Origin of the sequence: Priestia sp. HNGD-A6, from assembly GCF_045784335.1 — a bacterium.
Taxonomy (GTDB): domain Bacteria; phylum Bacillota; class Bacilli; order Bacillales; family Bacillaceae_H; genus Priestia; species Priestia zanthoxyli.
Genome location: NZ_CP138621.1, coordinates 1781590 through 1806028, shown reverse-complemented (window position 1 = coordinate 1806028; position 24439 = coordinate 1781590). Strand labels below are relative to the sequence as shown.

Genomic DNA, 24439 nt, shown 5'->3' with positions numbered 1-24439 from the left:
AAATGGAAACTCTATATGAGCTTGTAAATAAAGTGAAAGCCGGAGATGAAGAGGCGTCAAGGCGTTTATTAAAAAAGCTGGAACCAAAACTAAATAAAGCTGTCCAAAGCTTTTCACTGCATGAGAGAGAAGACGTAAAGCAAGATTTAAAGATTAAAATTCTTTCCGCTGTTAAGACGTTTGATTTTTCCAAAACGCCAGGGCTTTGGGAATTTTTACGCCATAAATAAAAAAGAGCGCTCGTTGTATCGACGCTCTTTTTTTTATTTTTGCTGCATTTCGACTACGTACCTTTCAGTGAAAAATACAAAAAATAGAAAATGGATAAATATTTTAAAAAAGGTAAAAGGTGATGTGTACACATAGAGTTTAGTAGTATACTAACAAGTAGAATTTCTTGTAGAAAAGGAAGATAAACACTCTTTATATAGTGAGAATGGTCGGCAACAAATAGAGTATAGAACAGTTTTATTTAATGAAGGAAAAAAATGATAGTACTGTTCGATAAATCAAACAGTACTAGTTATAAAAAAGCAGCTGTAAACAATATGTAAGCTAAGAAGCCTATTGTTTTTGTTTTAGCTTTTGGAAAGAGGTGAAGAATAGAGTGAGTCAACTTCTCTTTAATATCACGTTAATTATTTCTTTCTTGTTTGCTGCGAGTATAGTTCGAGAGCAAATCATTTATAGAGTAGAAGGAATAAAACGGTATAAAATGTATCGCTTAATTTATTACGGATGTTCTTATGGACTATTAGGCAGCATTTTAATGATATATACAATTAAAATAGATTCTACTATTATTCTTGACCTTCGCTTTTTAGCGGTGACAATTGTTTGTCTTTATGCAGGAATGATACCGGCTATCATTGCAGCTTGTATTATAGGAGTAATGCGTTTGCTTTTATTTGGAATTACGGAAAGCGGAATAATAGGCGCTGCTACAATTATCGTAATGGCTTTACTGTCTGGGTGGACGGTTCGCTTACCTTATCGTCCATTTATTCGTTTTCAATTAATGAATTCTATTAGCTTGCTTTGCATATTTTTCTCCTTGTCCTTTCTTTTTAAAGATATGAAGCACGCCGCTGCGACTATCGTCTATTTACTCCCTGCTTCCTTTATAGGCGGGTGTTTAGTGTATCTAGCAGGTAGATATATATATGTATCTCGCGTAACGACAAGTCAGCATAAAAAACTGTCTAAAATGTTTTCGATTATGGTTCAAAATGCAAAGACAGGTACCATGATTGAAACGCCAAAGCGCGAGGTAGCCGTTATTAATCAGACTTTTTGTGACATGTTTGATATACCCGGGCCTCCTAATCAATACGTTGGACTGGAAAGTAATCAGCTGTTTTTATCTCATGCTCCTATGTTGAAAGATCCCGCTAGATTTTTAAAAACGGTAGAAAGCACCGTCTATTCAAAAGAGTCAATAGTAGATGAAGAAATTACGTTTATTAACGGTAAAATTTATGCGCGTGACTACATTCCAATCTATGAAGGTCATGTGTATATTGGCCACTATTGGGAATATCGAGATATTACGGAGAAAAAGAAGGCTGAGTGTGATCTTCGCAAAGCTAATAAAAAGCTTGAAATGCTGTCCATGAAAGATGGCTTAACGGGTCTGAACAACCGCCGATCTCTTGATAAACAGCTGGAAATCGAGTGGGAATACGCGCGGAAAGAAAAAGAAGCGCTTTCTTTTCTTCTATTTGATATTGATTATTTTAAAGCGTATAACGATACCTATGGCCATATTCAAGGAGACGAATGCTTAAAAGAAGTAGCGAAGATCGCTAAAAGCGTTGTCTTTGACGAATCGGTTTTTGTCGCAAGATACGGAGGAGAAGAGTTTGGTATATTGCTTCCTCGAGCTAATCAATATGAAGCGATCAGAATGGCAGAAGCTATTAGACAGCAAGTGGAGGACCGTGGAATTGTCCATCAAGCTTCTGAAGTGTTTAAGTGTGTCACAATCAGCGTTGGAATAATGACAGTCGTTCCATCCGAAAACATACGACCCATTTCAATTGTTCATCAAGCAGATCAGGCTTTATATGAAGCAAAGCGTACGGGTCGAAATCGAATTTCAGTATATTCTCACCACAAAGAAGCTGACTCAAACGTTTGAGTCAGCTTTTAAAAGAGATATAAGCCTCTTATTTAGGAGGGGCTTTTTCTTTTTCGTCTTCTTCCATAATTCCTTTTGTAGCGTTTTTAAACTCTTTTAACGTTTTTCCAGCAGCTTTTCCTAATTCCGGCAGTTTTTTAGGGCCAAAAAGCAATAGAGCGACAAATACAATTAAGGCAATTTCTCCAAACCCAAGGTTCATTGTCATCGTCTCCTATTTTTTGAAAGTGTTTACAAGTTTAGTATAGCACGAAAAGAAGGGAAGTAGTACACCCTTATCCAGTGATTTTAAGGCCAATTACACCTGCTACAATACAAAAAATAAATAGAATTCGACGCATATCTTTTGCTTCGCGAAAGAAAAGCATGCCGAGAAGTACACTTCCGGCAGCGCCTACTCCCGTCCATATACCGTAAGCTGTTCCAAGAGGTATTTCCTTTAACGCTAAGGAGAGAAGATAAAAACTTCCTGCACCAAAAAGGATAAATCCAATTGAAGGAAGCAATCGCTTAAATCCATCCGAAAGTTTTAAGAAAATCACAAATCCCACTTCGCAGAAACCGGCAGCTATTAATGCAATCCAGGCCATGTTAAGATTCCTCTCTTTCTGTTTCTTCAGTAGAAATTAACTTTAAACCGATAATTCCAAAAATCATTAATCCTAAAAATAAAATCTTTCCAATATTTACGCCTTCGTCTAAAACGGTCATACCAAGTATCGCTGTACCAGCAGCTCCTATACCAGTAAACACTGCATAAGCTGTTCCCACAGCAATTTTTTTTAAGGCATTTGAAAAGAAATAAAAGCTGATGACAATTGTGACGATCGTAATGATTGTTGGAGTTAATTCAGTAAATCCGTGTGAATATTTTAAGCCGATTGCCCATACAATCTCGAGCAAACCAGCGATAATAAGGTAAATCCAAGCCATTTTAATTCCTCCTTACATAATAATAAGCCCTTTTTACAGGGCCTATTTAGCGCGTATGCCTTCCCAAAATATTGTCCAAGCATCGTGGATTTTTTGATTATAATACTCTGGTTCATAGTAAAAGCGCTGAATGAACAGTCCGTCGGTTAAACAATAAAAGCTATTGATATACAAATCAATCGGACGTTCAATTATTTCGCCTTCAGCCATTCCCTGTGTAAAAATAGCATGCAGAATTTGATCAGACAATCGTTCGCTTCTTAAGAAAATAGCTTTTACTTCCGACTGCAAATGCTCAGGTGGAAACAAAATAAGACGACGGTACATCTGGCCAAAAGAATCTTTTTCAATCATCGTGCAGAAATCTACAACAAAGCAGTGAAGCTGTTCTTTAGCAGACTTTGTTTTATGCTGTTCGTATATAACAGATAACTTTGTTAAAAATAAATTCATTAAATCATGCACGGTTAGTAAAAATAAGTCGTCTTTGTTCTTAAAATGAGCGTACAGGGAAGGTTTTTTTATGCCTACTTTTGATGAGATATCAGCAAGCGATGTTTCTGTATAGCCTTTTTCTCCAAAGAGCTCCATTGCGGCAGCTCTAATTTTTTCTACAGTTGATAATTCACTCAAAAAAGCTCCTCCTCAATCTAACTAACGGTCGTTAGGAAAAAGATATCAAATATAAAAAAAAGAAGCAAGGGAATCGCTTCTTTTTAATGTATTTTTACTAAATGACGCTGAGTTAAAAATAAAGAAAAGATAAAAATAAGCTCAAACGTATTTGTTACGGCTGTGCTTGGTATAGGAATTGACACGGCACTTCCTACAATCATCACGGCTACTCCAATCATCATGCTGCTCCACCTGGTCTTGCGAAATAAGGAAATTCCAACAAAAAGCAAAATAATCGCCACAATAAGAACCATAAGAGGGGGACCGGATGATCCCACTAATGTATAGCGAACAATGCCATATTCACGTACAACTTCCATACGCTGACTAATCGTCTCGATTATTTCATAGCTAATTAAGGCAAACGTAGTCAGCAAAAAAACAATGCCGGCAACAGGTTTTTTAGCCCATGTGATCGTCGAATATTTCGCTACGCCATACGCAAAGAGCACCAAAGTAGGGGTAAATAAAGCGTGAAACCAAAAGCGAAGCATGCTGAGTGAACGTAAAGTATCGCCTTCACCGATAAATGAACCAATCCCAATCATTACATTATCGTAAATTAGTCCAGCTATTACTAAAGGAAGAAATAGCATGTAAAACGGCGAAGTGTTTTTTCGTACTACATATATGCTAAAGAAAAACAGGACAATGTAGCAAAAAGAAAATAGAAAATAAAGGATTGTATCAACCATTGTTTTCCTCCTTTTGATGATACTTCTTCTTTTTATGATAACATCATATGCCAAAAAAGTGAGAAATCATGCATTTTTCTAGGCAATCTTAACGGACAAAAGATGCCTTTATCGGTAGAAAGATTCAGAAAATATTGAAATAAAAATAGGAAAAGAGGCCATAGTCAAGAGATTTAGATTTACTGAATTGATTATTAAATAAAGGAAATCTATAAAATAACAACAAAAGCACTAGGTACATATGGAGTCTAAATGCTTATAAAATTAGAAAAAAATATTTAATGTCCTTTCTATTTAAGTAAGTTAAATGTAAGCAGAAAATGATAAATAAATGTATTTTTTTTACTTTTATATCTATCTATCATCCTCACAAGTACGGTTGTTAGACAAATTCAATTGGTATATCCATAAAAAGGAATTAATGGGATAAACTATTTTTTATTCCACCTTTATATTACAAAACGTTTTCTAAAGTTAAGAAATTTTTAATTACGTAATATTTCCGTGTGTTAATTGTAAGAGTGATGTATAAAATATTCCTGTTGTTATGGTAAAAAAAGGTATCGATGGGATTTTTCTAGGTAAATAAACTTTAGACCTATTCTGTAAATTTTAAATAAAACGATGAGTTTTTAATTCTGTAAATAGACAATCGGAATTGTAAGAATATATAACATTTGAGCTATTGACCACTAATGAGCGCAGATGATAGTTTTAGAGCTGTTGAAATTGGTACTCGAGTCCATTTTTCAAAGCAGGTGTTTTAGCAGCATGCTAGCGCTGTTAATTGATTAGCTCCCATACATATATAAAGGGAGTGAAACTATGAAATCGTATATCTATCATTATGAATCAAAAGCATTCATAACGTATCCAACAGGAGAAGTTTGGAAGGAGAAGAATGAAACATGATCTTAATTATCCTATGCTGCCTATTTTTAGTAGGGTATGGCGTTTGGGAGTATCGCAGACATTTACGCAAGCTGCATTCAATTCCTGTACGAGTGAATGTTAATGGTATTCGCGGAAAATCCACCGTTACACGATTGATTACAGGTATTGTAAAAGAAGCAGGTTACAAAACAGTAGGGAAAACGACAGGAACACAAGCGCGTATGATCTACTGGCATACAAGTGAAGAAGAACCAATTATTCGTCGTAAAGAAGGTCCGAACATTGGAGAACAGCGACGAGTGGTAAATGAAGTTGCCGATATTGGCGCAGAAGCTCTTATTTGTGAATGTATGGCGGTACAGCCTGATTATCAAATCACATTCCAAAATCAGCTGATTCAAGCCAAGGTAGGCGTTATTGTAAACGTACTAGAAGATCACATGGACGTAATGGGTCCAACTCTAGATGAAGTTGCTCAAGCGTTCACTGCTACTATTCCTTATGATGGCCACCTTGTTACAATTGAAGGTCCATATTTGGAATACTATAAAAAAATAGCCGCAGAGCGCAACACAAAGGTTATTGTAGCTGACAATGATAAAGTATCTGAAGCGTATTTACGTGAATTTGACTATATGGTTTTCCCTGATAATGCTTCCATCGGTTTAGCAGTAGCAGAAGCACTTGGCATCGATGCTGAAACAGCGATGAGAGGAATGTTAAATGCCCAGCCTGACCCAGGAGCTATGAGAATTACAACGTTTGGCGATGAAAAAAATCCAGCATTTTTAGTGAATGGATTTGCTGCCAACGACGCTTCTTCCACGCTTCGTATTTGGGAACGTGTAGATTCAATGAATTATAGTGAAAAGCTTCCTATTGTCATTATGAACTGCCGTCCGGACCGTGTAGATCGCACGGAGCAATTTGCTGAAGATGTAATGCCATACATTGAAGCGGATGTAATGATTGCAATTGGTCAGACGACCTCACCAATCGCTGCTGCACACCAAAGAGGCGAATTGCCAACAAAAGAATTCTGGGATATGGAAGGCGCTTCTACAGAAGAAATTTTAGAGCGCATGAAGCCTTATTTAAAAGATCGTATCGTATACGGTGTCGGAAATATCCACGGTTCAGCCGAGCCGCTTGTTGAAGCTATTATTGAAATGAAAAAGATGAGAAAAGCAGTTTAATCTAGGAGGCCATTTCATGTTCGGATCAGATTTATATATTGCCCTTGTGTTAGGGGTTACACTAAGCTTAATTTTTACAGAAAAAACGGGCGTATTGCCAGCCGGTCTTATCGTACCGGGGTATTTAGCTCTTGTATTTGATCAGCCAATTACCATTTTAATGATTTTCTTAATTAGTATTTTAACGTATGTTATCGTCGTGTACGGAATCTCAAAAGTTGTTATTTTATATGGACGTCGCAAATTTACAGCGATGTTAATTACGGGTATTGTGATTAAAGTTGCATTTGATTATTTCTTCCCGATCTTGCCGTTTGAAGTGTTTGAATTACGCGGAATTGGTATCATTGTACCGGGCTTAATTGCAAATACAATGCAAAAGCAAGGTCTTCCTTTAACAGTTGGAACAACGGTTTTATTAAGTGGTGTAACATTTGGAATTATGCAAGTTTATTATTTATTTTAATACACAAACAAACCGCAGCTGGTAAAGGAAGGTGAAAGCGTTGAAAGAGAAAAAATTAAACTTTCAAGAAAAAGTATTGATGTTTATAAAGAAAACAAAGCCTACAACGGGCAAGCAAGCTCTTATCTTAACGCCAATTTTAATCGTAATTTTAGCTCTTTCAGGATGGATGGAGCGTTCGGACGCTCTTGAAAACCCTGAGACGGCTAATCCAGAGGCCAATAATGATTTAACGATGACTATGGTCGGAGACATTATGATGGGTCGCCATGTAAGAGAAGTAACTGAACGCTACGGAGAAGATTTTGTATTCCGCAACGTGGAGCCGTTCTTTAAAAATTCGGATTACGTAAGCGGGAACTACGAAACGCCGATTTTAACAAACGACGTAGATTCATATAAAGCAATGGAAAAAGGTATTCATTTATATAGTAAGCCTGCTGATCTAGCGACCGTTAAAAATGCAGGTTTCGACGTATTAAACTTAGCGAACAACCATTCAATGGACTACAGTGCAAAAGGGTTAGAAGATACGATCTCTACTTTTGAAGCAAACAAATTAGATTTTGTTGGTGCTGGCCGTAACTCTGAAGAAGCAAAGCATATTTCATATAAAGATGCTGACGGCATCCGCATTGCAACCGTAGGGTTTACGGATGTACATTCAGACGGAATGTCCGCTGGAAAAAACAACCCAGGTATTTTAAAAGCAGATCCGGATCTTATTTTCAGCACGATCCAGCAAGCGAAAGCAAATGCTGATTTAGTTGTAGTAAATGCCCACTGGGGTGAAGAATACGATGCACAGCCAAGTCCTCGTCAAGAAGGACTAGCAAAAGCGATGGTAGACGCTGGTGCGGACATTATCATCGGTCACCATCCGCACGTTCTACAGTCATATGACGTATATAAAGGTTCGGTTATTTTCTATAGCCTAGGAAACTTTATCTTTGACCAAGGGTGGTCAAGTACGAAAAATACAGCGATGGTTCAGTATCATTTAAACAAGCAGGGCCAAGCTAAAATTGATGTTATTCCAATGGTTATTAAAGCAGGTACACCAACTCCAACAGATAACCCTTGGCGCATGAAGCGTATTTATAACGATTTAAACAAGTTTTCTTCAAACCCTGAACTGTTAGAAAAAGAACGAAACAAGTTTGAATTAAACTTAGATCATTCTCGCATTATAAAACATGCAGAGGAGCGCAAAAAGAAAGAAGCACAAGCTAACTAATAGCCCGTCATACACAGAGGAGGTAAAAGATGATAAATAAACGTAATACGATTATTGTTTCCATTGTCATCTTTTCACTCATAGTAGGTGTATGTGTTTATCAATTTATGTTTCCAAAACAAGAATATGCAGTAAGTACTTCAGATCCTCGCGCCACAAAAGTAGGTATGGAAATTCTTAAACAAGGCGGTACAGCAGTTGATGCAGCTATTGCCATTTCCTACACGCTTGGTGTTGTGGAACCGTACGGATCAGGACTTGGGGGAGGCGGCGGAATGCTGATTGATCCAGCAGATGCCTCTCCAACATTTATTGACTACCGAGAAATTGCACCTAAGAATGATAAAGAAGATGAGATTGGCGTACCAGGGTTCGTCGCTGGTATGGATTATATTCAGCACCACTACGGATCTCTGTCGATGAGCAAACTAATCGACCCGGCCATTAACTATGCCGAGAAGGGGTACAAAGTGGACAAAGATTTGCACGATAGGCTGGTTTCATACAAAGGTAATGTGAATGAAGATGAAATTCCTAGCTTTTACCCAGATAAAGACGCCATTAACACAGGTGAAATTGTCAAACAGCATGAATTAGCGAACACGCTGCAAAAGATTAAGGAAGAAGGGCCAAATGCTTTTTATAGAGGGAAAATTGCAGACGATATTACAGAAGAAACGAAAGTAAGTCACAAAGACTTGCGAAAGTATGTGCCTGTTGAGCGCAAACCTCTATCAACTAATTATAAAGGTCATCAAATTATTTCAGCACCTCCTCCTTTTGCTGGTGCTACGCTCATTCAAATGTTAAAAATGACGGATCAAGAAGATATTTGGAAGCTGAAGGAATCGCATCCTAGTCTTTATTATCATTTTCTTGGTCAAATTTCAAAAGTAGCTTATCAAGACCGCTTGAAGAAAATTGCCGATCCGGCTTTTATAAAAGAAACGCCAAATGATTGGATCGACGATCACTACGTGCATTTACTTCGTAATAAATTAAATAATACTGAAACAGATCACACCAAAGTAAGCGACGTCGAAGAACATGAAAGTACCACTCATTTTGTTGTGATGGACGGTGACGGAACCGTTGTATCGACAACGAATACGCTGAGTAATTTCTTCGGCAGCGGTGAATATGTAGATGGATTCTTTTTGAATAATACGCTCAATACGTTTGGACAAGGAATTAACAAGCGTGAACCTGGTAAGCGTCCAAGAACATTTACAGCCCCTACCATTATTCGTGAAGGTGATGAATGGGTAATGTCGATTGGCACACCGGGAGGAAATCGTATTCCGCAAGTGTTAACGCAAGTAATTGGGGATTATTTTGAGGACAAAGATTCCATTAAAAAGGCAGTAGAAAACAAGCGTGTGATTTTTGATTCTCATAAGTTTTATTCAGAAGCTAAGCTTAAACAGTCAATTAAAGATGGTTTAAAAACGTACGGCTATGACTTAAAAAACAATGATAACGCGATGTTTTACGGAGGCGTTCAAGCTCTTGTGAAAGACTTAAAGAAAAATAAAATTCAAGGTGACGCTGATCCGCGCCGCCACGGTTTATGGGAAAAAAGTACAGACTAATTTAATTGGAGGAATAGAAAATGATCGCAAAACGTATCGTAGGGATTGTAGGACCAATTGCTATTGTAGCAGGAGTAGTAGCAGGACTTGGAGCTTTAAAACATCCGGCTACTCTTTCAACAGATGAACAGCAAAAAATCGAAAATAACGTAAAAATGATTGAACAAACAAAATCTGCTGCTACAGATGCAGTAAATGATGCTGCGGCAGTTTCTGGGAAATAAAACATATATAGTAATAAAAAGGCATCGTCCGGGGCGATGTCTTTTTTGTGTGCAATTTAATGTATGGATAAAAATGAAAGCGCTTCACAAAATATACATATGAGTAAAAATGGAGGGGAATGTGTGAATAAAAAATTACTGTTATTTAATATTGTTGCTGTTTTGTTGTTAATCGGGGTTATAGCCGCTTTTTTTATGACTCAATCGAATACAGATCTTAGTCCTAAAAAGCTGCTTAAAAAAAATAATGATCATTCTTATGGTGTGAGTTCATCGAATTCTCTGGCAGCAAATGTAGGGATGGACGTATTAAAAGAAGGCGGGAATGCAGTAGATGCGGCCATTGCAATTTCGTATGCCCTCAATGTAGTCGAACCTTTTGGATCTGGAATTGGCGGAGGTGGAGGTATGCTGATTGCCAAAAAAGATCAGCCTGCTACCTTTATCGATTACCGGGAAACCGCTCCAACTTCTATGAGAGGTAAAAACGGCGTGCCGGGATTTGTGGCTGGCATGGAATATATTCAGCAGAAGTATGGCACAAAATCAATGAGTGATTTAATTCAGCCGGCCGTTGAATACGCTGAAAAAGGGTTTGAAGTAGACTCTCTTTTATCTTCGCGATTGTATTATTCTAGAGGAAGGATGGATGTGGATGATCTATCTGCTTTTTATCCGAAGGGAGAAGCAATCGAAGAAGGAGAAACGCTGTCCCAGCCAGTGTTGGCTAAAACGTTAATTAAGATTCAGCGAGAAGGTGCATCTGCATTTTATAAAGGAGATTTGGCACAAGATCTTGCTGATGCAACGCCTATTTCTAAAAAAGACCTATCTTCCTATCAAGTGACAGAAACCAAGCCTGTCGTTTCTGCTTACAATGGAACGGAAGTGATTTCAGCGCCTCCGCCTTTTTCCGGGATTACACTGATTCAAATGTTAAAAATGGCAGAGAAAGAAAATCTTGAAACAATGCCTGACAAAGACTATTACGAAACGATGAACAGAATTAAAAAAGCAGCTTACTCCGACCGGTTAAAACAAATTGGCGATCCTGACTTTCATAATCAAAACTCAAGTGAGTTAGTTAGTGATGATTATATAACAAACTTGGTCAATCACCCGACACGTTCTTCAGGTGAAGGGGATGAAGAACACGAAAGTACAACACATTTTGTAGTTATTGATTCAGAAGGGACCGTCGTATCAACAACCAATACGTTAAGTAACTTCTTTGGTACAGGCGAACAAGTTGACGGTTTTTTTCTTAATAACAATGCTGATACGTTTGGAAGCAAAGAACCGAATAATCGTGAGCCAGGAAAAAGAGCAAGAACCTTTACAGCTCCAACTATTATAAGAGAAAAAGGCGAGTGGGCGATGGGAATAGGTTCTCCTGGCGGAACGCGGATTCCTCAAATTTTAACTCAGGTACTTTCTAAAAATCTTGAAGGAAATGAACCGCTTCAAGAAGCTGTAAATGAACCGCGATTTATTTTTGATGATTCGACTATTTATATAGAGCCTGATTTAGATACAAAAAATATCCCTTCTGCGTTTCGGATAGAAACAAAGGAAAGCGACGTCTTTTATGGAGGTATCCAAGCGTTAACCATTAATTTTCAAGATAAACAAATGGAAGGGGCGGGAGACCCTAGAAGAAATGGAGTTTGGAAAACAGGAGATTAACGAAGTAAAGATCCCTTCTCATATGCTTAGGCATAGTGAGAAGGCGTTTGAAAATATCGAATGGAATGAAATTCTTTGTCACTGGAATGAAAATGTACGTAAATGGGGGAACGATCTAAAGCAGGGTGAGCATTGAAAAACGTGGCATCACCGTAGCGCAATGCTTTTAGTAAGTAAGGCATTTCTTGTTTGAAAATAGCATACCGTATGGCTTGAACAGACTTTTCCGTGTGTTCATTTCCAATAAATACGTATACATACAGCGTATCAACACCGTCTTTGTGGAGCCATTCGGCAAAAAGCTCATTTCGCTGCTCATTTAATTGATCAACAGCAAACTTTTCGTCGATCCAAAGAAATAAATCGTCTGTTTGTTCAGAATGGGTGAGCGTATAGCGACGCCCAATAAAAGGAAAGGTGGGCGTGCTTCCTTGCCGGTATGTGACGCTAAATTGCTGAGGATTAAAAGTAGACAAAGGGCATCTTCCTTTCACGCTTTTAAGTAGTTTATGCATAAAAAAGAGAAATTTCACACATTCGTCAAGAATTTTAAGCTGCTTTTTTTACATGCATACTTATGAAAAAGTTGTTACACTGAAGAAAAGAAATAGTGGGTGATAGAAGATGGAGCCGCTGTATATTGTTTTAACGTTTTTTTTAGCAGCCATGCTATCGTATGATATTGCTAAATTTGTTCGAGGAGACCGGCCAGATTGGAAAGAGGGTCTCGTGACGGGCCTTGTGTTCGTGGGCTTTTTAGCAGCCATGCAAATGGCTTTTCACATTGTATAGCGCAGAAAGAGGCTGGGACAAAAGTAGTTTAGTTGAAGGAAGATCTGAACGGTGAATTGTTCGGATCTTTTATGGTTAAGGTGAACGTAGATTTCATGTGTGTAGTTATGTCTCAATCTCTTTTTTGAGGATATGTCCGATAAGTTTAGTTCGGCAATACTAAAAAGCCCTGATATCGAATAAGCTGTTGTATACTGCATTTTTGATAAAGGGGCTTTTTACTTGTATCGAAAAAAAACACTGCTTTTGAAGCGAAGTTTAGGAGTAGCTGTGTTTCTTGCTTTGATTGCGCTGGGAATTTGGATGTTTCAATTTACATTCTTTTCTCCGAGTCATCAAGCCAAATCTGCTGTAAAAGAATTTTATACGCTAGAACAGGAAGGGAACTTTTCGGAATCATGGAACCTTTTTCATTCGTCCATGAAAAAGAAGTGGACAAAAGGTGCATACATACAAGATCGAGCACACGTATTTCTCAATCATTTCGGAGTAGACACTTTTACGTATTCCATTGAAGATGTTGAAAAAAGAAAGAGCTGGAAGATGGAAAATGATCGTAAAGCGTTTCCTGTTGTTTACGAAATGACCGTTATCCAAACGTATAAAGGGAAATATGGAAACTTTGATTTGGTGCAGAAAGTGTATGCTGTTCGTGAAAAAGGAGAATGGAAAGTCGTGTGGGATTATAAACAGTAGGAGAGCCTGCTGTTTTTTTATCTTCATAAGAAATGAGCATACTTCAGCTGGTAATATGCCTCTTTTTTAACAGAAAAAACGTTATGTTTTTTTACGAGTGGGTAAAATGAAAGAAGGAGGCGAACACAGATGAAATTTAAAACGATTTTATTTGATGCATATGGAACACTGTTTGATGTACATACCGTTATTGAAACGTGTGATAAGCTGTATCCGGAACGAGGAGAAAGTATTAGCCATTTATGGCGTTTGAAGCAAATTGAATATGCAATGCAATATCAGCTGATGGGACGATACGTTGACTTTTATACATTAACAAATCAATCCCTGAAATATGCAGCAGAAGCAAATGATATTGATTTAACGGAACATGAAGAAAAAATGCTGATGAGTGCTTACATGAAGCTGAATGTCTACGATGAGGTCAAAGAGGTGCTCGCCTATTTAAAAGAAAAAGGATATCGTCTGGCTATTTTTACGAATGGTCCTAAGCATATGATTGATCCGCTTGTTTCTTATCACAATATGAATCATTTATTTGAAGACGTTATTTCCATAGACGAAATCAAACAGTACAAGCCTACAATGGCAAGCTATCATTATGCAAAAAATAAAATGAATGCAAAAAGAGAAGAAGTATTGTTTCTGTCATCGAATACATGGGATATTGCCGGTGCTAAAAACTACGGGTTCGCAACGGCTTGGGTTAACCGAAAAGGAAATGTAGCTGAGCATAAAGAGTTGCAGCCAAACGTAATCATTAAAAGCTTAAATCAGCTTATTAAATAAAAAAAGAACGAGCATTAAGCTCGTCCTTTTTTATTTATTGCTAAATGTATCTTTTGTTTCGCCTACTGCTTTTTGAGCATTTCCTTTTGCTTTCTCAGCTTTTCCTTCACGCTGAAGGTCGCGGTTATTCGTTGCATTTCCGACTTGATCTTTTACTTCACCTTTAGCTTTTGATACATTTCCTTTAACTTTATCTCCTAAACCTTTACTCATTTTAATCTTCCTTTCTATTAGTGATTAAGTAGTGTTACTTGTCTATTCCACCGTTAGAAAGAAATTAAACATATTTTCTGATTTTGGCCTAAACAGAAGCTAAGCCTGCGATATTTAGAAGTACTGTTTAGTCACTATCATCATTCGGAGGTTTTAAGTTCCCACTCATCATAAATCTGAGATTCATAAGGCCATGATAATAAGCTTAAAGATTCCACTGCTTTTAGAACAAGAGGAGAAGCATTATCGATGTTAAGATCTTGCGGTGCGATCCACAATGCTTCCAAAGAATCTTGTCCTTCAAACTGGACGGGGTTGGAAAGAAGCTCACCGCCGGCAATGTCTACGTAATAAAAAACAGCAATGTGATGTACATGAGTAAATTCTTTCCACTTACAGGGATACTGAAAATCCGTTGTACCTGCTTGAGAAATAATAGTAATTTCAAAGCCAGTTTCTTCACTAAATTCTCTTTTCATCGCATCTGTTAATGTTTCACCGTGTTCTAGCTGTCCGCCTGGCAAATCAAAGCGATGAATATACGGCCCTCTATTTTTTCGAATAACAAGCAGCTTGTCATCTCGCATACAAATTCCATATACGCCAAAGGCGCGATCATAGTTTGGTTCCATCTTTTTTCACTACTTTCTATAACAGAATGGCTTGATAAAGCATCATTTGATTTCTTTATCCTACCATACATTTTGTTATAGAACCTTTTTTAATGAGGTGCTTTTACAGTAAGCGTACGGGAAACAGCACTTTCGTTATGCAAACGGTCAACAGAGGTTACAACATATGTGTATGTTTGATTTTTGAGTGCGCTTTGATCTACAAATAATTGTGTTTCTCCTGTTTTTCGAACGGTTGTCAGTAAGTTTTCTGCGTTGTTGATGTCACCTCGTTTATTGCCTTGGAAGCGATAAATGGCATAATAGGCGGAATCATTCTGCTGATGATCTCGAATTTCAAACGCCGCTTCTTTTGTATGAGGGCCCGCGTTTTTTAATTTTGGTGCTTTTGGAGCCGTACCATCAAGCCAAGGCATTGCCGGAATAAGAGCAGGATGTTTATAAATATCGTTTTGCAGCTTATCTTTTATTCCTAGTGGGTTTCGGTTCAAATCTTTCAGGCTAAAATGCATGCTCCCATGTACTTCCGGAAATTGATGATTAAGAGCAATTTGCCTTGGATACTCATCGGGATCAGACCATGCTTCCACCGCGTTGTTATTAATTTTATAAGCAGCTTGTCCAATATAAAGGTGAACTGGCTTTCCGCGAACTTCATCTCTCCACCAGTTGAGCAGCGTATCGTAAGCAGCGGGTTCAAATCCAATATTCCAATAAATTTGCGGAGTGATGTAATCAATATATCCATTTTGAATCCACGTACGCGTATCAGCATACAAATCATCGTAGTTTGTTTGTCCAGCAGTCGTCTCAGAGCCAGTTGGATCATTAGCGATGTTTCTCCACACGCCGAACGGACTGATGCCAAACTTCACGTATGATTTTGTTCTTTTAATAGCCGTATTTAAATCTCGAACAAGCTGATTAACATTGTCTCGGCGCCAGTCTTCAATATTCGAAAACGTTTGAGCACCGTAGGTTTGATACGTTTTTTGATCAGGGAACGTTTGACCTGCAATTTTGTAAGGATAAAAATAGTCATCCATATGAACAGCATCAATATCATAGTTTCTTACGACTTCGAGCACTTCTTCAATAATAAAGTTTTTTACTTCGGGAATACCTGGGTTGTAGTAGAGTTGTTTTCCATAGGAGACGACCCAATCAGGATGTTGTTTGGCAGGATGATTATCGGCAAGTTTGTTTAAATCAGTATGATTCATGGTAATGCGGTAAGGGTTAAACCATGCGTGGAATTCTAAGTTGCGCTTATGTGCTTCCTCCACCATAAAAGCTAGAGGATCGTAGCCGGGATCTTTACCTTGTGTACCCGTTAAATATTCTGACCACGGGCCATATTTCGACGGATAAAAGGAATCAGCGGTAGGTTTAATTTGAACGACCACAGCATTCATTCCCATCTTTTGTACTTCATCTAGCAAATAGGTAAACTCTTTTTTTTGCTGCTCAACCGGAAGACCAGGCTGAGAAGGCCAGTCAATATTGTATACGCTTGCAATCCAAGCCGCTCGAAGCTCCCGTTTTTGATACGTAGTAGGTACGTCTGCTTTAGCAGGTAATGTGCTCGAACAAAACAGCAGCAAAAACAAGATGCCTCCAATCCATTTTTTTATATGCATGTTCGTTCCTCCTTCTTTTTTGGTTGAGATAAAATTTCTTTCATAATATAGCATGCGGTCGTTATATTCACAATAGGTTTTAATAAAATATTCTGAAAAATAAAATAAAGTTTTAAAAATATCAGAAAAATATTGAAATTAAACTTCAGAAAAAATATAATAATGGTAATTTAAAGAATATTTTAGAAATACGTTACTTAACGATGGAGGAATTCATGCGCCAATTTTCCGTACTTACTTTAATCGATGCACAAATGAATCATTACAGTCCTGCTGAAGGAAGAGTAGCTGATTACGTGTTAGAAAATCCTACGACCACGTTGAACTTAACGACCAAACAGCTAGCTAAGCAGTGTCAGTGCAGCGAAGCTACGATTATCCGCTTTTGTCAGCGTGTAGGGATTAATAGTTTTAAAGAATTAAAGATTGAATTAGCAAAAGATGCCCATAAGGTGAATAACGAGCAGCTGCCGAATCTTCCGGTTAATTTTGAAGACGAGACCGAAGCTGTGCTTGAAAAAGTCATGAGCAAAAGTATGAGCGCACTTATGAACACGAGTCGTTTAGTGAGCTCTTCTGCAATTGATGCAGCCGCGGAAGCTATTCATGGAGCGAAACGAGTGTTTTTATACGGAGCAGGAGGGTCATCAGTGGTTGCGCTAGATGCGCAGTATAAACTGCTTCGAATCGATATTTCAGCGCTGTTTTCATTAGACAGTCACGTTCAAATGGTGATGGCTACGAATATGACAAAAGATGACGTGCTGTTTGTAGTATCGACTTCCGGTCAAACAAAAGAAGTGGTGGAGCTGATGCAAATAGCCAAAGATAAAGGGGCAGCGGTTATTTTGCTAACGCAGCACGGATCATCGCCAGCTTCTAGATTAGCTGATATTCTGCTGACTATTTCAGTAGAAGAGCAGCATATTCGAATTGGAACGATGAGCGCTCGTATTGCTCAGCTAGCCATTGTAGATGCGATGTTTATACGGTTATGTATTCAAAAAGGCAATCAAGTGTTTGAACGCATAATCGATACACATAATGTAATTCAAAAAATTAAGAGGTAGGGGGAAATGAGAAAATGAAGGTATTGTTTGTATGTTCTGGAGGAATGTCAAGTGCGATTGTGGTGAAAGCATTAAAAACAGAAGCACAAAAGCACGGAACGGATATGGAAGTGCTGGCAATTGGGACAAATGAAGTGGCAGAGGAAATTCAAAAGGGCTGGGACGTTGTAATGGTTGCACCGCAGATTCGTCACCGGTTTAACGCAGTGAAAGCGGAAGCGGATAAAGCTTCTGTTCCATGCGGGCCCATTCCGCCGCAGGCTTATACGCCGCTTGGAGGTCCGACGCTTTATAAAACGGTTCAACAGCTCGTTAGCTAAGGAAAGCAGGTTTCTTCCTGCTTTTTAAATAAATAAGGGGTTTATTACACAAGGGGAGAATATAGAGGGGGAAAGGGTATATGAGCAAATTTGTGTCGTTTTTAGAGAACAATTTATCGGGACCTATGACCAGGTTATCAGAACAGCGGCATCTTCAAGCCATTCGTGATGGTGTTATTTCCGCTTTGCCATTTATCATTATCGGAAGTTTTTTCTTAATTTTAGCATTTCCGCCTGTGCCGCAAGATAGCACAATTGCGAAATGGGCAGCTGATAACAGCGCCAACATTTTAATACCGTATCGCGTAACGATGTTTATTATGTCTTTATATATAGCCTTTGGGATAGGGTATAACTTGTCCAAAAGCTATAATCTCGATCCGCTGTCAGGAGCACAAATTGCAGTTGCTGCACTACTTCTTACGGTGACTCCAAAGCTGATTGAAGAAGAAGGGTTTATGCTTCCAATGACCAACCTTGGAGGACATGGTTTATTTGTGACGATGATTGTATCGATTTTATCAGTCGAGATTCTCAGGTTTTGTAAAGCAAAAAATGTCACCATTAAAATGCCGGAGCAAGTGCCACCTTCGGTATCGAGGTCTTTTGAAGCGCTAATTCCAGTTGCGATTGTTGTTGTACTTATGACCATTATTACAATTGTTTTAGGTATCGATCTTCATCATTTAGTTGATAAACTAGTTGCTCCGCTTGTAGAGGCAGGAGATAGTTTAGCAGGAGTATTAATACCGGTTTTCTTAATTACGTTTTTCTGGTCATTTGGAATTCACGGCGTCTCTGTTGTTGGGACAGTGGCACGGCCTGTATGGGAAGTATATTTAGCGAAAAATGCTGAAGCGGTAGCAGACGGAGCTTCAACGCTCCCGTATATTGCACCCGAAACGTTCTTTCAATGGTTTGTTTGGATCGGAGGATCTGGAGCAACGCTAGGCCTTGCTTTAGCAATGCTGTTTTTCTCAAAATCTAAATATTCGAAAGCGCTTTCTAGAACATCTTTTATTCCAGCGGTTTTTAATATTAACGAACCAATTATTTTCGGTTTGCCAATTGTCTTAAATCCTATTTTAATTATTCCTTTTATTATCATCCCGATTATTACAACGATCATTTCATACGCAGCAACGGCGACAGGCCTTATTACTCCAACATACGTAATGGTTCCTTGGACGCTCCCGGCGCCGATTGGGGCATATCTATCGACCGGAGGAGACTGGCGGGCGGTTGTACTGGTCGTTGTCAATATTGCTATTTCTGTTGTGATTTATCTTCCGTTCTTTAAAATGTACGACCGAAAGATGGTTGAAATGGAAAGAAGCGATGAAGCAACGGTTACACCATCCGATAGCTCAGTTCAAATGTAAAGAAAGAGAAGCCAACTTGTTTGGCTTCTATCTCTTTAATAGGAGTGAAGATCAATGTTTGTTCGATTTCGATATAAAACCGTGTTTTTATTTCTGTTGACCATGGTTCTTTGTAACGTTATTTTTACACCTTTGCTGCAGTATGCTGGTTTGTCAGCGCAGCATAGTTTATTTGCCATTACAAGTCTGTCAGCAGCTTTGCTTACAACATTTATTTCTATTCGGCTTTCAACAGCAGCTTTATCTAAAACCGCTGTTTGTATACGCTTTGTTTTGCTCGGGGCAGGGTGCACAGCCGTTACATATTTAGCCGTTTTTTAACAAGGAGGGGCAAGGGATGAAAGTAGTGACAATAGGGGGAGGATCAAGCTATACACCTGAATTGGTCGAAGGGTTTATTAAAAGGTACAATGAGCTTCCAATTCAAGAACTGTGGCTTGTAGATGTTGAAGAAGGAAAAGAGAAGCTTGAAATTGTAGGAGCACTTGCTAGAAGAATGGTCAAAAAAGCAGGTGTTGATATGGAAATTCATTTAACGCTTGATCGAAAAAAAGCGTTAATAAATGCTGATTTTGTAACGACACAGCTTAGAGTAGGCCAGCTTGATGCGCGTATTCAAGATGAACGCATCCCTCTTAAGTACGGAATGATTGGTCAAGAGACAAACGGGGCGGGAGGATTATTTAAGGGCTTGCGAACAATCCCGGTTTTGTTGAAAATTGCCGAGGAAATACACGGGATTTGTCCAAACGCCTGGCTTATTAATTTTACAAATCCTGCCGGTATGGTAACGGAGGCGCTGCTTCGATATGGAAAGCATTCTAAAGTAGTAGGAGTCTGTAACCTGCCTGTACATATGACAAACTCAATCGCCAGCTTGCTTCAAATCGAAAAAGAAGATGTGCACATTGAATTTGCAGGGTTAAATCACTTGGTATATGGGCTGCATGTGTATGCAAAAGGAAAGGAAGTAACGCAAGAAGTCATTCAACTTTTAAGTGATCCAAAGTCTCAAGTAACAATGAGAAACATAGCTCCTATTCCGTGGCAACCGGATTTTTTGGAAGCTCTTGGCGTGATTTTATGTCCTTATCACCGCTATTACTATAAAACAAAAGAAATAGTAGCAGAAGAGCTTTTGGCCTTTCAGTCAGGTACTACGCGCGCTGAAGTGGTCAAAGCATTAGAAGCCGAACTTTTTGAACTCTACAAAAACCCAAATCTAGAAAGTAAGCCTCCGCAGCTGGAAAAACGAGGAGGCGCTTACTACAGCGATGCCGCATGTAATTTAATTTCATCCATTTATAACGATAAAGGTGATATTCAAACATTAAATGTAAGAAATAATGGCGCCATTTCTTCACTGCCAAACGAATCTGCGGTTGAAGTAAACTGTGTTGTAACAAAGCAAGGACCAGTACCACTCGCTGTCGGTGAACTTCCGGTAGAAGTGAATGGACTCGTACAGCAAATTAAATCGTTTGAACGAGTAGGAGCAGAAGCCGCGGTTACAGGATCTTACGAAAAAGCGCTGGTTGCCCTGACCATTAATCCGCTTGTTCCAAGTGACGAACTGGCTAAGGCGGTCTTAGACGAACTGCTTCAAGCTCATCGCAAGTATTTACCCGCTTTTTTTAAGGAAGTGAATGCGTAGTATGTATGCTGTTGGACTTATGTCAGGAACGTCACTGGACGGAATTGATGCAGCTCTTGTGGAGATTGAAGGAAGCGGCTATGGAAGTAAAGTTAAGCTTCTTCAGTTCATTACCATGCCGTTTTCACCGCCGTTAAAAAAAGAAATTGAACAGGCGCTTTCTCTCGAACATTCAAATGTACAGCTGATCTGCAGCTTGAATTTTAAACTTGGCTACGCGTTTGCAGATGCAGTGAAAAGAGTGTGCCAAGAAGCCGGGTTTTCTCTTGAACAAGTAGATGTCATCGGATCGCATGGTCAAACCATTTACCATCAGCCGTATGCTTCAGGAAATACAGCGATGTCTACATTCCAAATTGGAGAGCCCGCTGTTATTGCCTATGAAACCAAAACGAAGGTAGTGGCAAACTTCAGAGTGATGGACATGGCAGCGGGCGGGCAAGGTGCTCCGTTAGTTCCTCACACCGAACGAATTTTGTACAGCCACGCTGATCGTACAAGGCTGCTTCAAAACATTGGAGGTATTGGGAATGTAACGTTGATTCCCCCAAAACACTCTCCTATACCCGTAGTAGCTTTTGATACGGGGCCGGGAAATATGATGATAGATGAAGCGTGTCAGCAGCTTTTTCATGTTTCATTTGATGAAAATGGGTGTTTAGCAGCTGGAGGAACTATTATTTCAGAGCTTTTAGAAGACTGTATGAACCATGATTACATGAATCTTTCTCCTCCTAAATCGACGGGAAGAGAGCTGTTCGGTACACAGTACACAAGGAGACTGCTAGAGAAATATAGCAACCATAAAAAAGAAGATTTGCTAGCTACGATTACCATGTTCACGGCATCATCCGTTGTACATCACTATGAAACATTTATTTTTCCTGCCTATTCTATTGACGAAGTGATTATTGGAGGAGGCGGAAGTTATAACAATACGCTGATGAATATGATTAAAGCCAAGCTAGGGAAGCGCTGCAGCGTGTATACACAAGAAGAAATAGGGATGTCTTCAGAAGCAAAAGAAGCCGTAGCTTTTGCGGTGCTCGCAAATGAAACACTTGCAGGTTATCCAAGCAATGTACCAAGTGCAACCGGTGCTTTGTCTCCTGTAATATTAGGAAACATTACGCCTGCACCACTATAAAAAAGGGGATGGAAGAAATGACAGAAGCAGCAAATATGGAAAATGAAATTTTTGAACTTATTGCATACGGAGGAAATGCTAGGTCACTGGCATATGAAGCGTTAGAAGCAGCTGAAGATTATGATTTTAATAAAGCTGACGAACTTTTAAAGCAGTCTCAAGAAGAGCTTAGTCATGCTCATAAAACGCAAACTGCGCTTATTCAACGTGAATTGAATGGAAAAACAATTGAAAAGTCGCTGCTTTTAATTCACGCACAAGATCATTTAATGACGGCTATTTCAGAGCAAAAATTAATTGAACATATGATTAAGCTTATTAAAAAATTTAAAAAAGAAGGCGAAAATCAATGAAAAAGCTAGGTATTGCGATTTATCCGGAACATTCGACTGTGGAAAAAGATAAAGCGTATATAGCACTTGCGCATCAATACGGATTTACCCGCATTTTTACGTGCTTGCTTTCTGTTGAAGGCGATCAGAAAAAAGTAATGGCAAATTTTAAAGAAATCATTGAGTTTGCCAATGAGCTACAGATGGAAGTAGTAGTGGATATCGCTCCTCGTGTATTTGGAGCGCTTGGCATTTCTTATGATGATCTATCTTTTTTTCAAGAATTAGGGGCTTATGCTATTCGTCTTGATCTAGGCTATACGGGAAATGAAGAGTCCATTATGACCTTTAATCCATACGGCTTAAAAATTGAAATTAATATGAGTAATGCAACAAAGTATGTTGATAATATTTTAAGTTACCAGCCGAATCGAAAACAGCTATTGGGGTCGCACAACTTCTATCCTCATCGATATGCGGGATTGTCGTATGATCACTTTATGAAGTGTTCAGCGTTGTTTAAAGAACATAACCTTGAAACAGCAGCGTTTATTAATTCACCAAATGCTACTTTTGGACCGTGGCCTGTTACTGAAGGGCTTTGTACGCTTGAAATGCATCGCACGCTTCCAATCGACGTGCAGGCTAAGCATCTTTTTAAAACGGGATTAATTGATTGTGCAATCATTGCGAATGCTTATGCATCGGAAGAAGAAATGAAGTCGCTGCGTGATGTTGTTCAGCAAGAGCGCTTTACCTTTAATGTGAACCTGTATGATACGATTACCGAGCTTGAGAAAAAAATTGTGCTAGAAGAGTTTCATTTTTACCGCGGAGACGTATCGGATTATTTAATTCGCTCTACGCAAAGCCGAGTAAAATATAAAAAAGAAGAATTCAAGCCTACGCATACTCCTTCCATTCGAAGAGGCGATATTTTAATAGAAAATGAACTCTACGGTCAGTACAAAGGAGAGCTGCAAATTGCGCTGTTAGACATGGAGAACTCAGGTAAAACAAACGTAGTAGGCCGCATTGCGGAAGAGGAAATTTTCTTATTAAATGAACTGCAGCCATGGGATAAATTTGCTTTTTGTGAGCGGTGATGAAATGGACTATATTATTGGTATTGACGGCGGGGGAACAAAAACAGAAGCCGTTGCGTACAGCTTAGACGGCCAACAGCTCGCTGCTTCAAAAAGCGGTTACGGCAATTTACTCATTAATTACAATACGGCTATTACTCATATTGATGAATGTATTATGGCGTGCAAAACTGAGCTTGCTGGTCATACATGCAAAGGCATTTCACTAGGACTTGCTGGAAGTAAAGCATTATCCAAAGAAGAAATAAAAAGATATTTTTATAATCGTTATCACGTAGAAGTAGGTTTATATGATGACGCCATGATTGCACATGAAGCACTACTGCATGGAAAAGAAGGGATTTTAACCATTGCAGGAACTGGAGCCGTCAGCATTGGTAAAAAAGATGGAGTGTATGAATACGGTGGAGGGTGGGGGCACCTTCTTGGAGATGAAGGAAGCGGATATTGGATTGGTCTTCAAGCACTGATATTGCTGACGAAAGAGCATGATCAAAACCGTCCGTACGGCAGCCTTAGTCAGACAATCTTGCAACATGTAAAAGCAGATACCATACACGATATAAAAAAGCTTGTCTATTCATCTCCTAAATCAGAAGTTGCTTCACTCACTCCGGTTGTTGTACAGCAAGCAAGAAATCATAAACAAGAAGCAAGTGACATTCTTCAACGGGCTGGAAAGAACCTTGCAAACATGACGCTTCATTTGTATAAGAAACAGCGGTTTGAAGGGAGCTGCTTGCTGGCATGCAAAGGCAGCATTTTAACGGAAGTTCCAGAAGTGTTTAATGTTTATAAAAAAACATGTGAAAAAGAAATAAACTATATCCAGTGGGCAACACAGCGAGTATCATCTGCTAAAGGAGCTTATCAGCTGTTCATGAAAGAGTATCAATAGAGAAAAAATGATCGTGGAAAAGGCAGGGGA

At 38.8% G+C, this 24439-nt stretch carries 29 protein-coding genes; 20 read left to right on the top strand and 9 right to left on the bottom strand.

Annotated features, from left to right (window positions below):
- Positions 1 to 2: 2 nt before the first annotated feature.
- Positions 3 to 230, top strand: coding sequence for a helix-turn-helix domain-containing protein (locus tag SCI76_RS09130; protein WP_013055697.1), 228 nt, complete (start codon positions 3 to 5; stop codon positions 228 to 230).
- Positions 231 to 607: 377 nt separating this feature from the next.
- A complete protein-coding gene (locus SCI76_RS09125) occupies positions 608 to 2140 on the top strand; it encodes a diguanylate cyclase domain-containing protein (protein WP_230683443.1) in 1533 nt (510 codons plus the stop codon).
- A 28-nt stretch (positions 2141 to 2168) separates the two neighbouring features.
- Here SCI76_RS09125 and SCI76_RS09120 read toward each other — a convergent pair whose 3' ends face one another.
- From SCI76_RS09120 to SCI76_RS09100, 5 genes are all read right to left on the bottom strand, one after another.
- Entirely contained in the window at positions 2169 to 2342 is a 174-nt protein-coding gene (locus tag SCI76_RS09120; RefSeq protein WP_013055701.1) for a twin-arginine translocase TatA/TatE family subunit, read from the bottom strand.
- 73 nt (positions 2343 to 2415) lie between these two features.
- Positions 2416 to 2730, bottom strand: coding sequence for a multidrug efflux SMR transporter (locus tag SCI76_RS09115; protein WP_033578200.1), 315 nt, complete (start codon positions 2728 to 2730; stop codon positions 2416 to 2418).
- A 1-nt stretch (position 2731) separates the two neighbouring features.
- The gene (sugE, locus tag SCI76_RS09110) at positions 2732 to 3073 is read right to left on the bottom strand and encodes a quaternary ammonium compound efflux SMR transporter SugE (RefSeq protein ID WP_028412237.1); all 342 of its coding nucleotides are present in this window, start codon (positions 3071 to 3073) and stop codon (positions 2732 to 2734) included.
- A gap of 42 nt (positions 3074 to 3115) precedes the next feature.
- The gene (locus SCI76_RS09105; RefSeq protein ID WP_048020135.1) at positions 3116 to 3706 is read right to left on the bottom strand and encodes a TetR/AcrR family transcriptional regulator; all 591 of its coding nucleotides are present in this window, start codon (positions 3704 to 3706) and stop codon (positions 3116 to 3118) included.
- A gap of 83 nt (positions 3707 to 3789) precedes the next feature.
- Positions 3790 to 4443, bottom strand: coding sequence for a hypothetical protein (locus SCI76_RS09100; RefSeq protein WP_034269809.1), 654 nt, complete (start codon positions 4441 to 4443; stop codon positions 3790 to 3792).
- Positions 4444 to 5351: 908 nt separating this feature from the next.
- Here SCI76_RS09100 and pgsB point away from each other — a divergent pair.
- The 6 genes from pgsB to SCI76_RS09070 all read left to right on the top strand — a co-directional run bounded on the left by pgsB (position 5352) and on the right by SCI76_RS09070 (position 11738).
- Positions 5352 to 6533, top strand: coding sequence for a poly-gamma-glutamate synthase PgsB (gene pgsB / locus SCI76_RS09095; RefSeq protein WP_014461310.1), 1182 nt, complete (start codon positions 5352 to 5354; stop codon positions 6531 to 6533).
- 16 nt (positions 6534 to 6549) lie between these two features.
- Entirely contained in the window at positions 6550 to 6999 is a 450-nt protein-coding gene (pgsC, locus tag SCI76_RS09090; protein WP_013055707.1) for a poly-gamma-glutamate biosynthesis protein PgsC, read from the top strand.
- Between the two features lie 40 nt (positions 7000 to 7039).
- A complete protein-coding gene (locus SCI76_RS09085) occupies positions 7040 to 8236 on the top strand; it encodes a CapA family protein (protein ID WP_028412240.1) in 1197 nt (398 codons plus the stop codon).
- A 29-nt stretch (positions 8237 to 8265) separates the two neighbouring features.
- Positions 8266 to 9828, top strand: coding sequence for a gamma-glutamyltransferase family protein (locus tag SCI76_RS09080; RefSeq protein ID WP_063248242.1), 1563 nt, complete (start codon positions 8266 to 8268; stop codon positions 9826 to 9828).
- A gap of 20 nt (positions 9829 to 9848) precedes the next feature.
- Positions 9849 to 10052 carry a CapE family protein gene (locus tag SCI76_RS09075; protein WP_407545160.1) on the top strand — a complete coding sequence of 68 codons (204 nt, stop codon included), beginning with the start codon at positions 9849 to 9851 and terminating at the stop codon, positions 10050 to 10052.
- A gap of 123 nt (positions 10053 to 10175) precedes the next feature.
- A complete protein-coding gene (locus SCI76_RS09070; RefSeq protein WP_063248241.1) occupies positions 10176 to 11738 on the top strand; it encodes a gamma-glutamyltransferase family protein in 1563 nt (520 codons plus the stop codon).
- A 26-nt stretch (positions 11739 to 11764) separates the two neighbouring features.
- Here SCI76_RS09070 and SCI76_RS09065 read toward each other — a convergent pair whose 3' ends face one another.
- Positions 11765 to 12214: a staygreen family protein gene (locus SCI76_RS09065; RefSeq protein WP_063248240.1), complete on the bottom strand. Its 450-nt coding sequence runs from the start codon at positions 12212 to 12214 to the stop codon at positions 11765 to 11767.
- 148 nt (positions 12215 to 12362) lie between these two features.
- On the opposite strand from SCI76_RS09065, the gene SCI76_RS09060 reads away from it, so the two are divergent.
- The 3 genes from SCI76_RS09060 to SCI76_RS09050 all read left to right on the top strand — a co-directional run bounded on the left by SCI76_RS09060 (position 12363) and on the right by SCI76_RS09050 (position 14015).
- Entirely contained in the window at positions 12363 to 12530 is a 168-nt protein-coding gene (locus SCI76_RS09060; RefSeq protein WP_196763269.1) for a hypothetical protein, read from the top strand.
- Positions 12531 to 12752: 222 nt separating this feature from the next.
- The gene (locus SCI76_RS09055) at positions 12753 to 13226 is read left to right on the top strand and encodes a hypothetical protein (protein ID WP_028412244.1); all 474 of its coding nucleotides are present in this window, start codon (positions 12753 to 12755) and stop codon (positions 13224 to 13226) included.
- 129 nt (positions 13227 to 13355) lie between these two features.
- Positions 13356 to 14015 carry a haloacid dehalogenase type II gene (locus tag SCI76_RS09050; protein ID WP_028412245.1) on the top strand — a complete coding sequence of 220 codons (660 nt, stop codon included), beginning with the start codon at positions 13356 to 13358 and terminating at the stop codon, positions 14013 to 14015.
- Between the two features lie 30 nt (positions 14016 to 14045).
- Here SCI76_RS09050 and SCI76_RS09045 read toward each other — a convergent pair whose 3' ends face one another.
- The 3 genes from SCI76_RS09045 to SCI76_RS09035 all read right to left on the bottom strand — a co-directional run bounded on the left by SCI76_RS09045 (position 14046) and on the right by SCI76_RS09035 (position 16500).
- Positions 14046 to 14228, bottom strand: coding sequence for a CsbD family protein (locus tag SCI76_RS09045; RefSeq protein ID WP_014461302.1), 183 nt, complete (start codon positions 14226 to 14228; stop codon positions 14046 to 14048).
- Positions 14229 to 14368: 140 nt separating this feature from the next.
- On the bottom strand, positions 14369 to 14860 hold the full coding sequence (locus SCI76_RS09040; protein ID WP_028412246.1) for an NUDIX hydrolase: 492 nt from the start codon (positions 14858 to 14860) through the stop codon (positions 14369 to 14371).
- 89 nt (positions 14861 to 14949) lie between these two features.
- Positions 14950 to 16500, bottom strand: a complete 1551-nt coding sequence (locus SCI76_RS09035; RefSeq protein ID WP_098113744.1) for a glycoside hydrolase family 10 protein — start codon at positions 16498 to 16500, stop codon at positions 14950 to 14952.
- Between the two features lie 215 nt (positions 16501 to 16715).
- On the opposite strand from SCI76_RS09035, the gene SCI76_RS09030 reads away from it, so the two are divergent.
- From SCI76_RS09030 to SCI76_RS08990, 9 genes are all read left to right on the top strand, one after another.
- On the top strand, positions 16716 to 17570 hold the full coding sequence (locus SCI76_RS09030) for a MurR/RpiR family transcriptional regulator (RefSeq protein WP_028412248.1): 855 nt from the start codon (positions 16716 to 16718) through the stop codon (positions 17568 to 17570).
- A gap of 14 nt (positions 17571 to 17584) precedes the next feature.
- The gene (locus SCI76_RS09025; RefSeq protein ID WP_028412249.1) at positions 17585 to 17890 is read left to right on the top strand and encodes a PTS sugar transporter subunit IIB; all 306 of its coding nucleotides are present in this window, start codon (positions 17585 to 17587) and stop codon (positions 17888 to 17890) included.
- 80 nt (positions 17891 to 17970) lie between these two features.
- Complete coding sequence (locus SCI76_RS09020) at positions 17971 to 19272, top strand: PTS sugar transporter subunit IIC (protein ID WP_407545159.1); 1302 nt, start codon at positions 17971 to 17973, stop codon at positions 19270 to 19272.
- A gap of 54 nt (positions 19273 to 19326) precedes the next feature.
- Positions 19327 to 19593 (top strand): hypothetical protein, encoded by a 267-nt coding sequence (locus tag SCI76_RS09015; protein ID WP_033578208.1) that lies wholly within the window; start codon positions 19327 to 19329, stop codon positions 19591 to 19593.
- A gap of 16 nt (positions 19594 to 19609) precedes the next feature.
- Positions 19610 to 20926 (top strand): 6-phospho-beta-glucosidase, encoded by a 1317-nt coding sequence (locus tag SCI76_RS09010; RefSeq protein WP_394554512.1) that lies wholly within the window; start codon positions 19610 to 19612, stop codon positions 20924 to 20926.
- A gap of 1 nt (position 20927) precedes the next feature.
- On the top strand, positions 20928 to 22073 hold the full coding sequence (gene anmK, locus SCI76_RS09005) for an anhydro-N-acetylmuramic acid kinase AnmK (RefSeq protein ID WP_328171663.1): 1146 nt from the start codon (positions 20928 to 20930) through the stop codon (positions 22071 to 22073).
- A 17-nt stretch (positions 22074 to 22090) separates the two neighbouring features.
- Positions 22091 to 22426, top strand: coding sequence for a PTS lactose/cellobiose transporter subunit IIA (locus SCI76_RS09000; RefSeq protein ID WP_013055725.1), 336 nt, complete (start codon positions 22091 to 22093; stop codon positions 22424 to 22426).
- Entirely contained in the window at positions 22423 to 23511 is a 1089-nt protein-coding gene (locus tag SCI76_RS08995; RefSeq protein WP_394554514.1) for a DUF871 domain-containing protein, read from the top strand. The genes SCI76_RS09000 and SCI76_RS08995 overlap by 4 nt, the downstream gene beginning before the upstream one ends.
- A gap of 4 nt (positions 23512 to 23515) precedes the next feature.
- Entirely contained in the window at positions 23516 to 24409 is an 894-nt protein-coding gene (locus tag SCI76_RS08990) for a BadF/BadG/BcrA/BcrD ATPase family protein (protein ID WP_255899518.1), read from the top strand.
- The last annotated feature ends 30 nt before the right edge of the window (positions 24410 to 24439 follow it).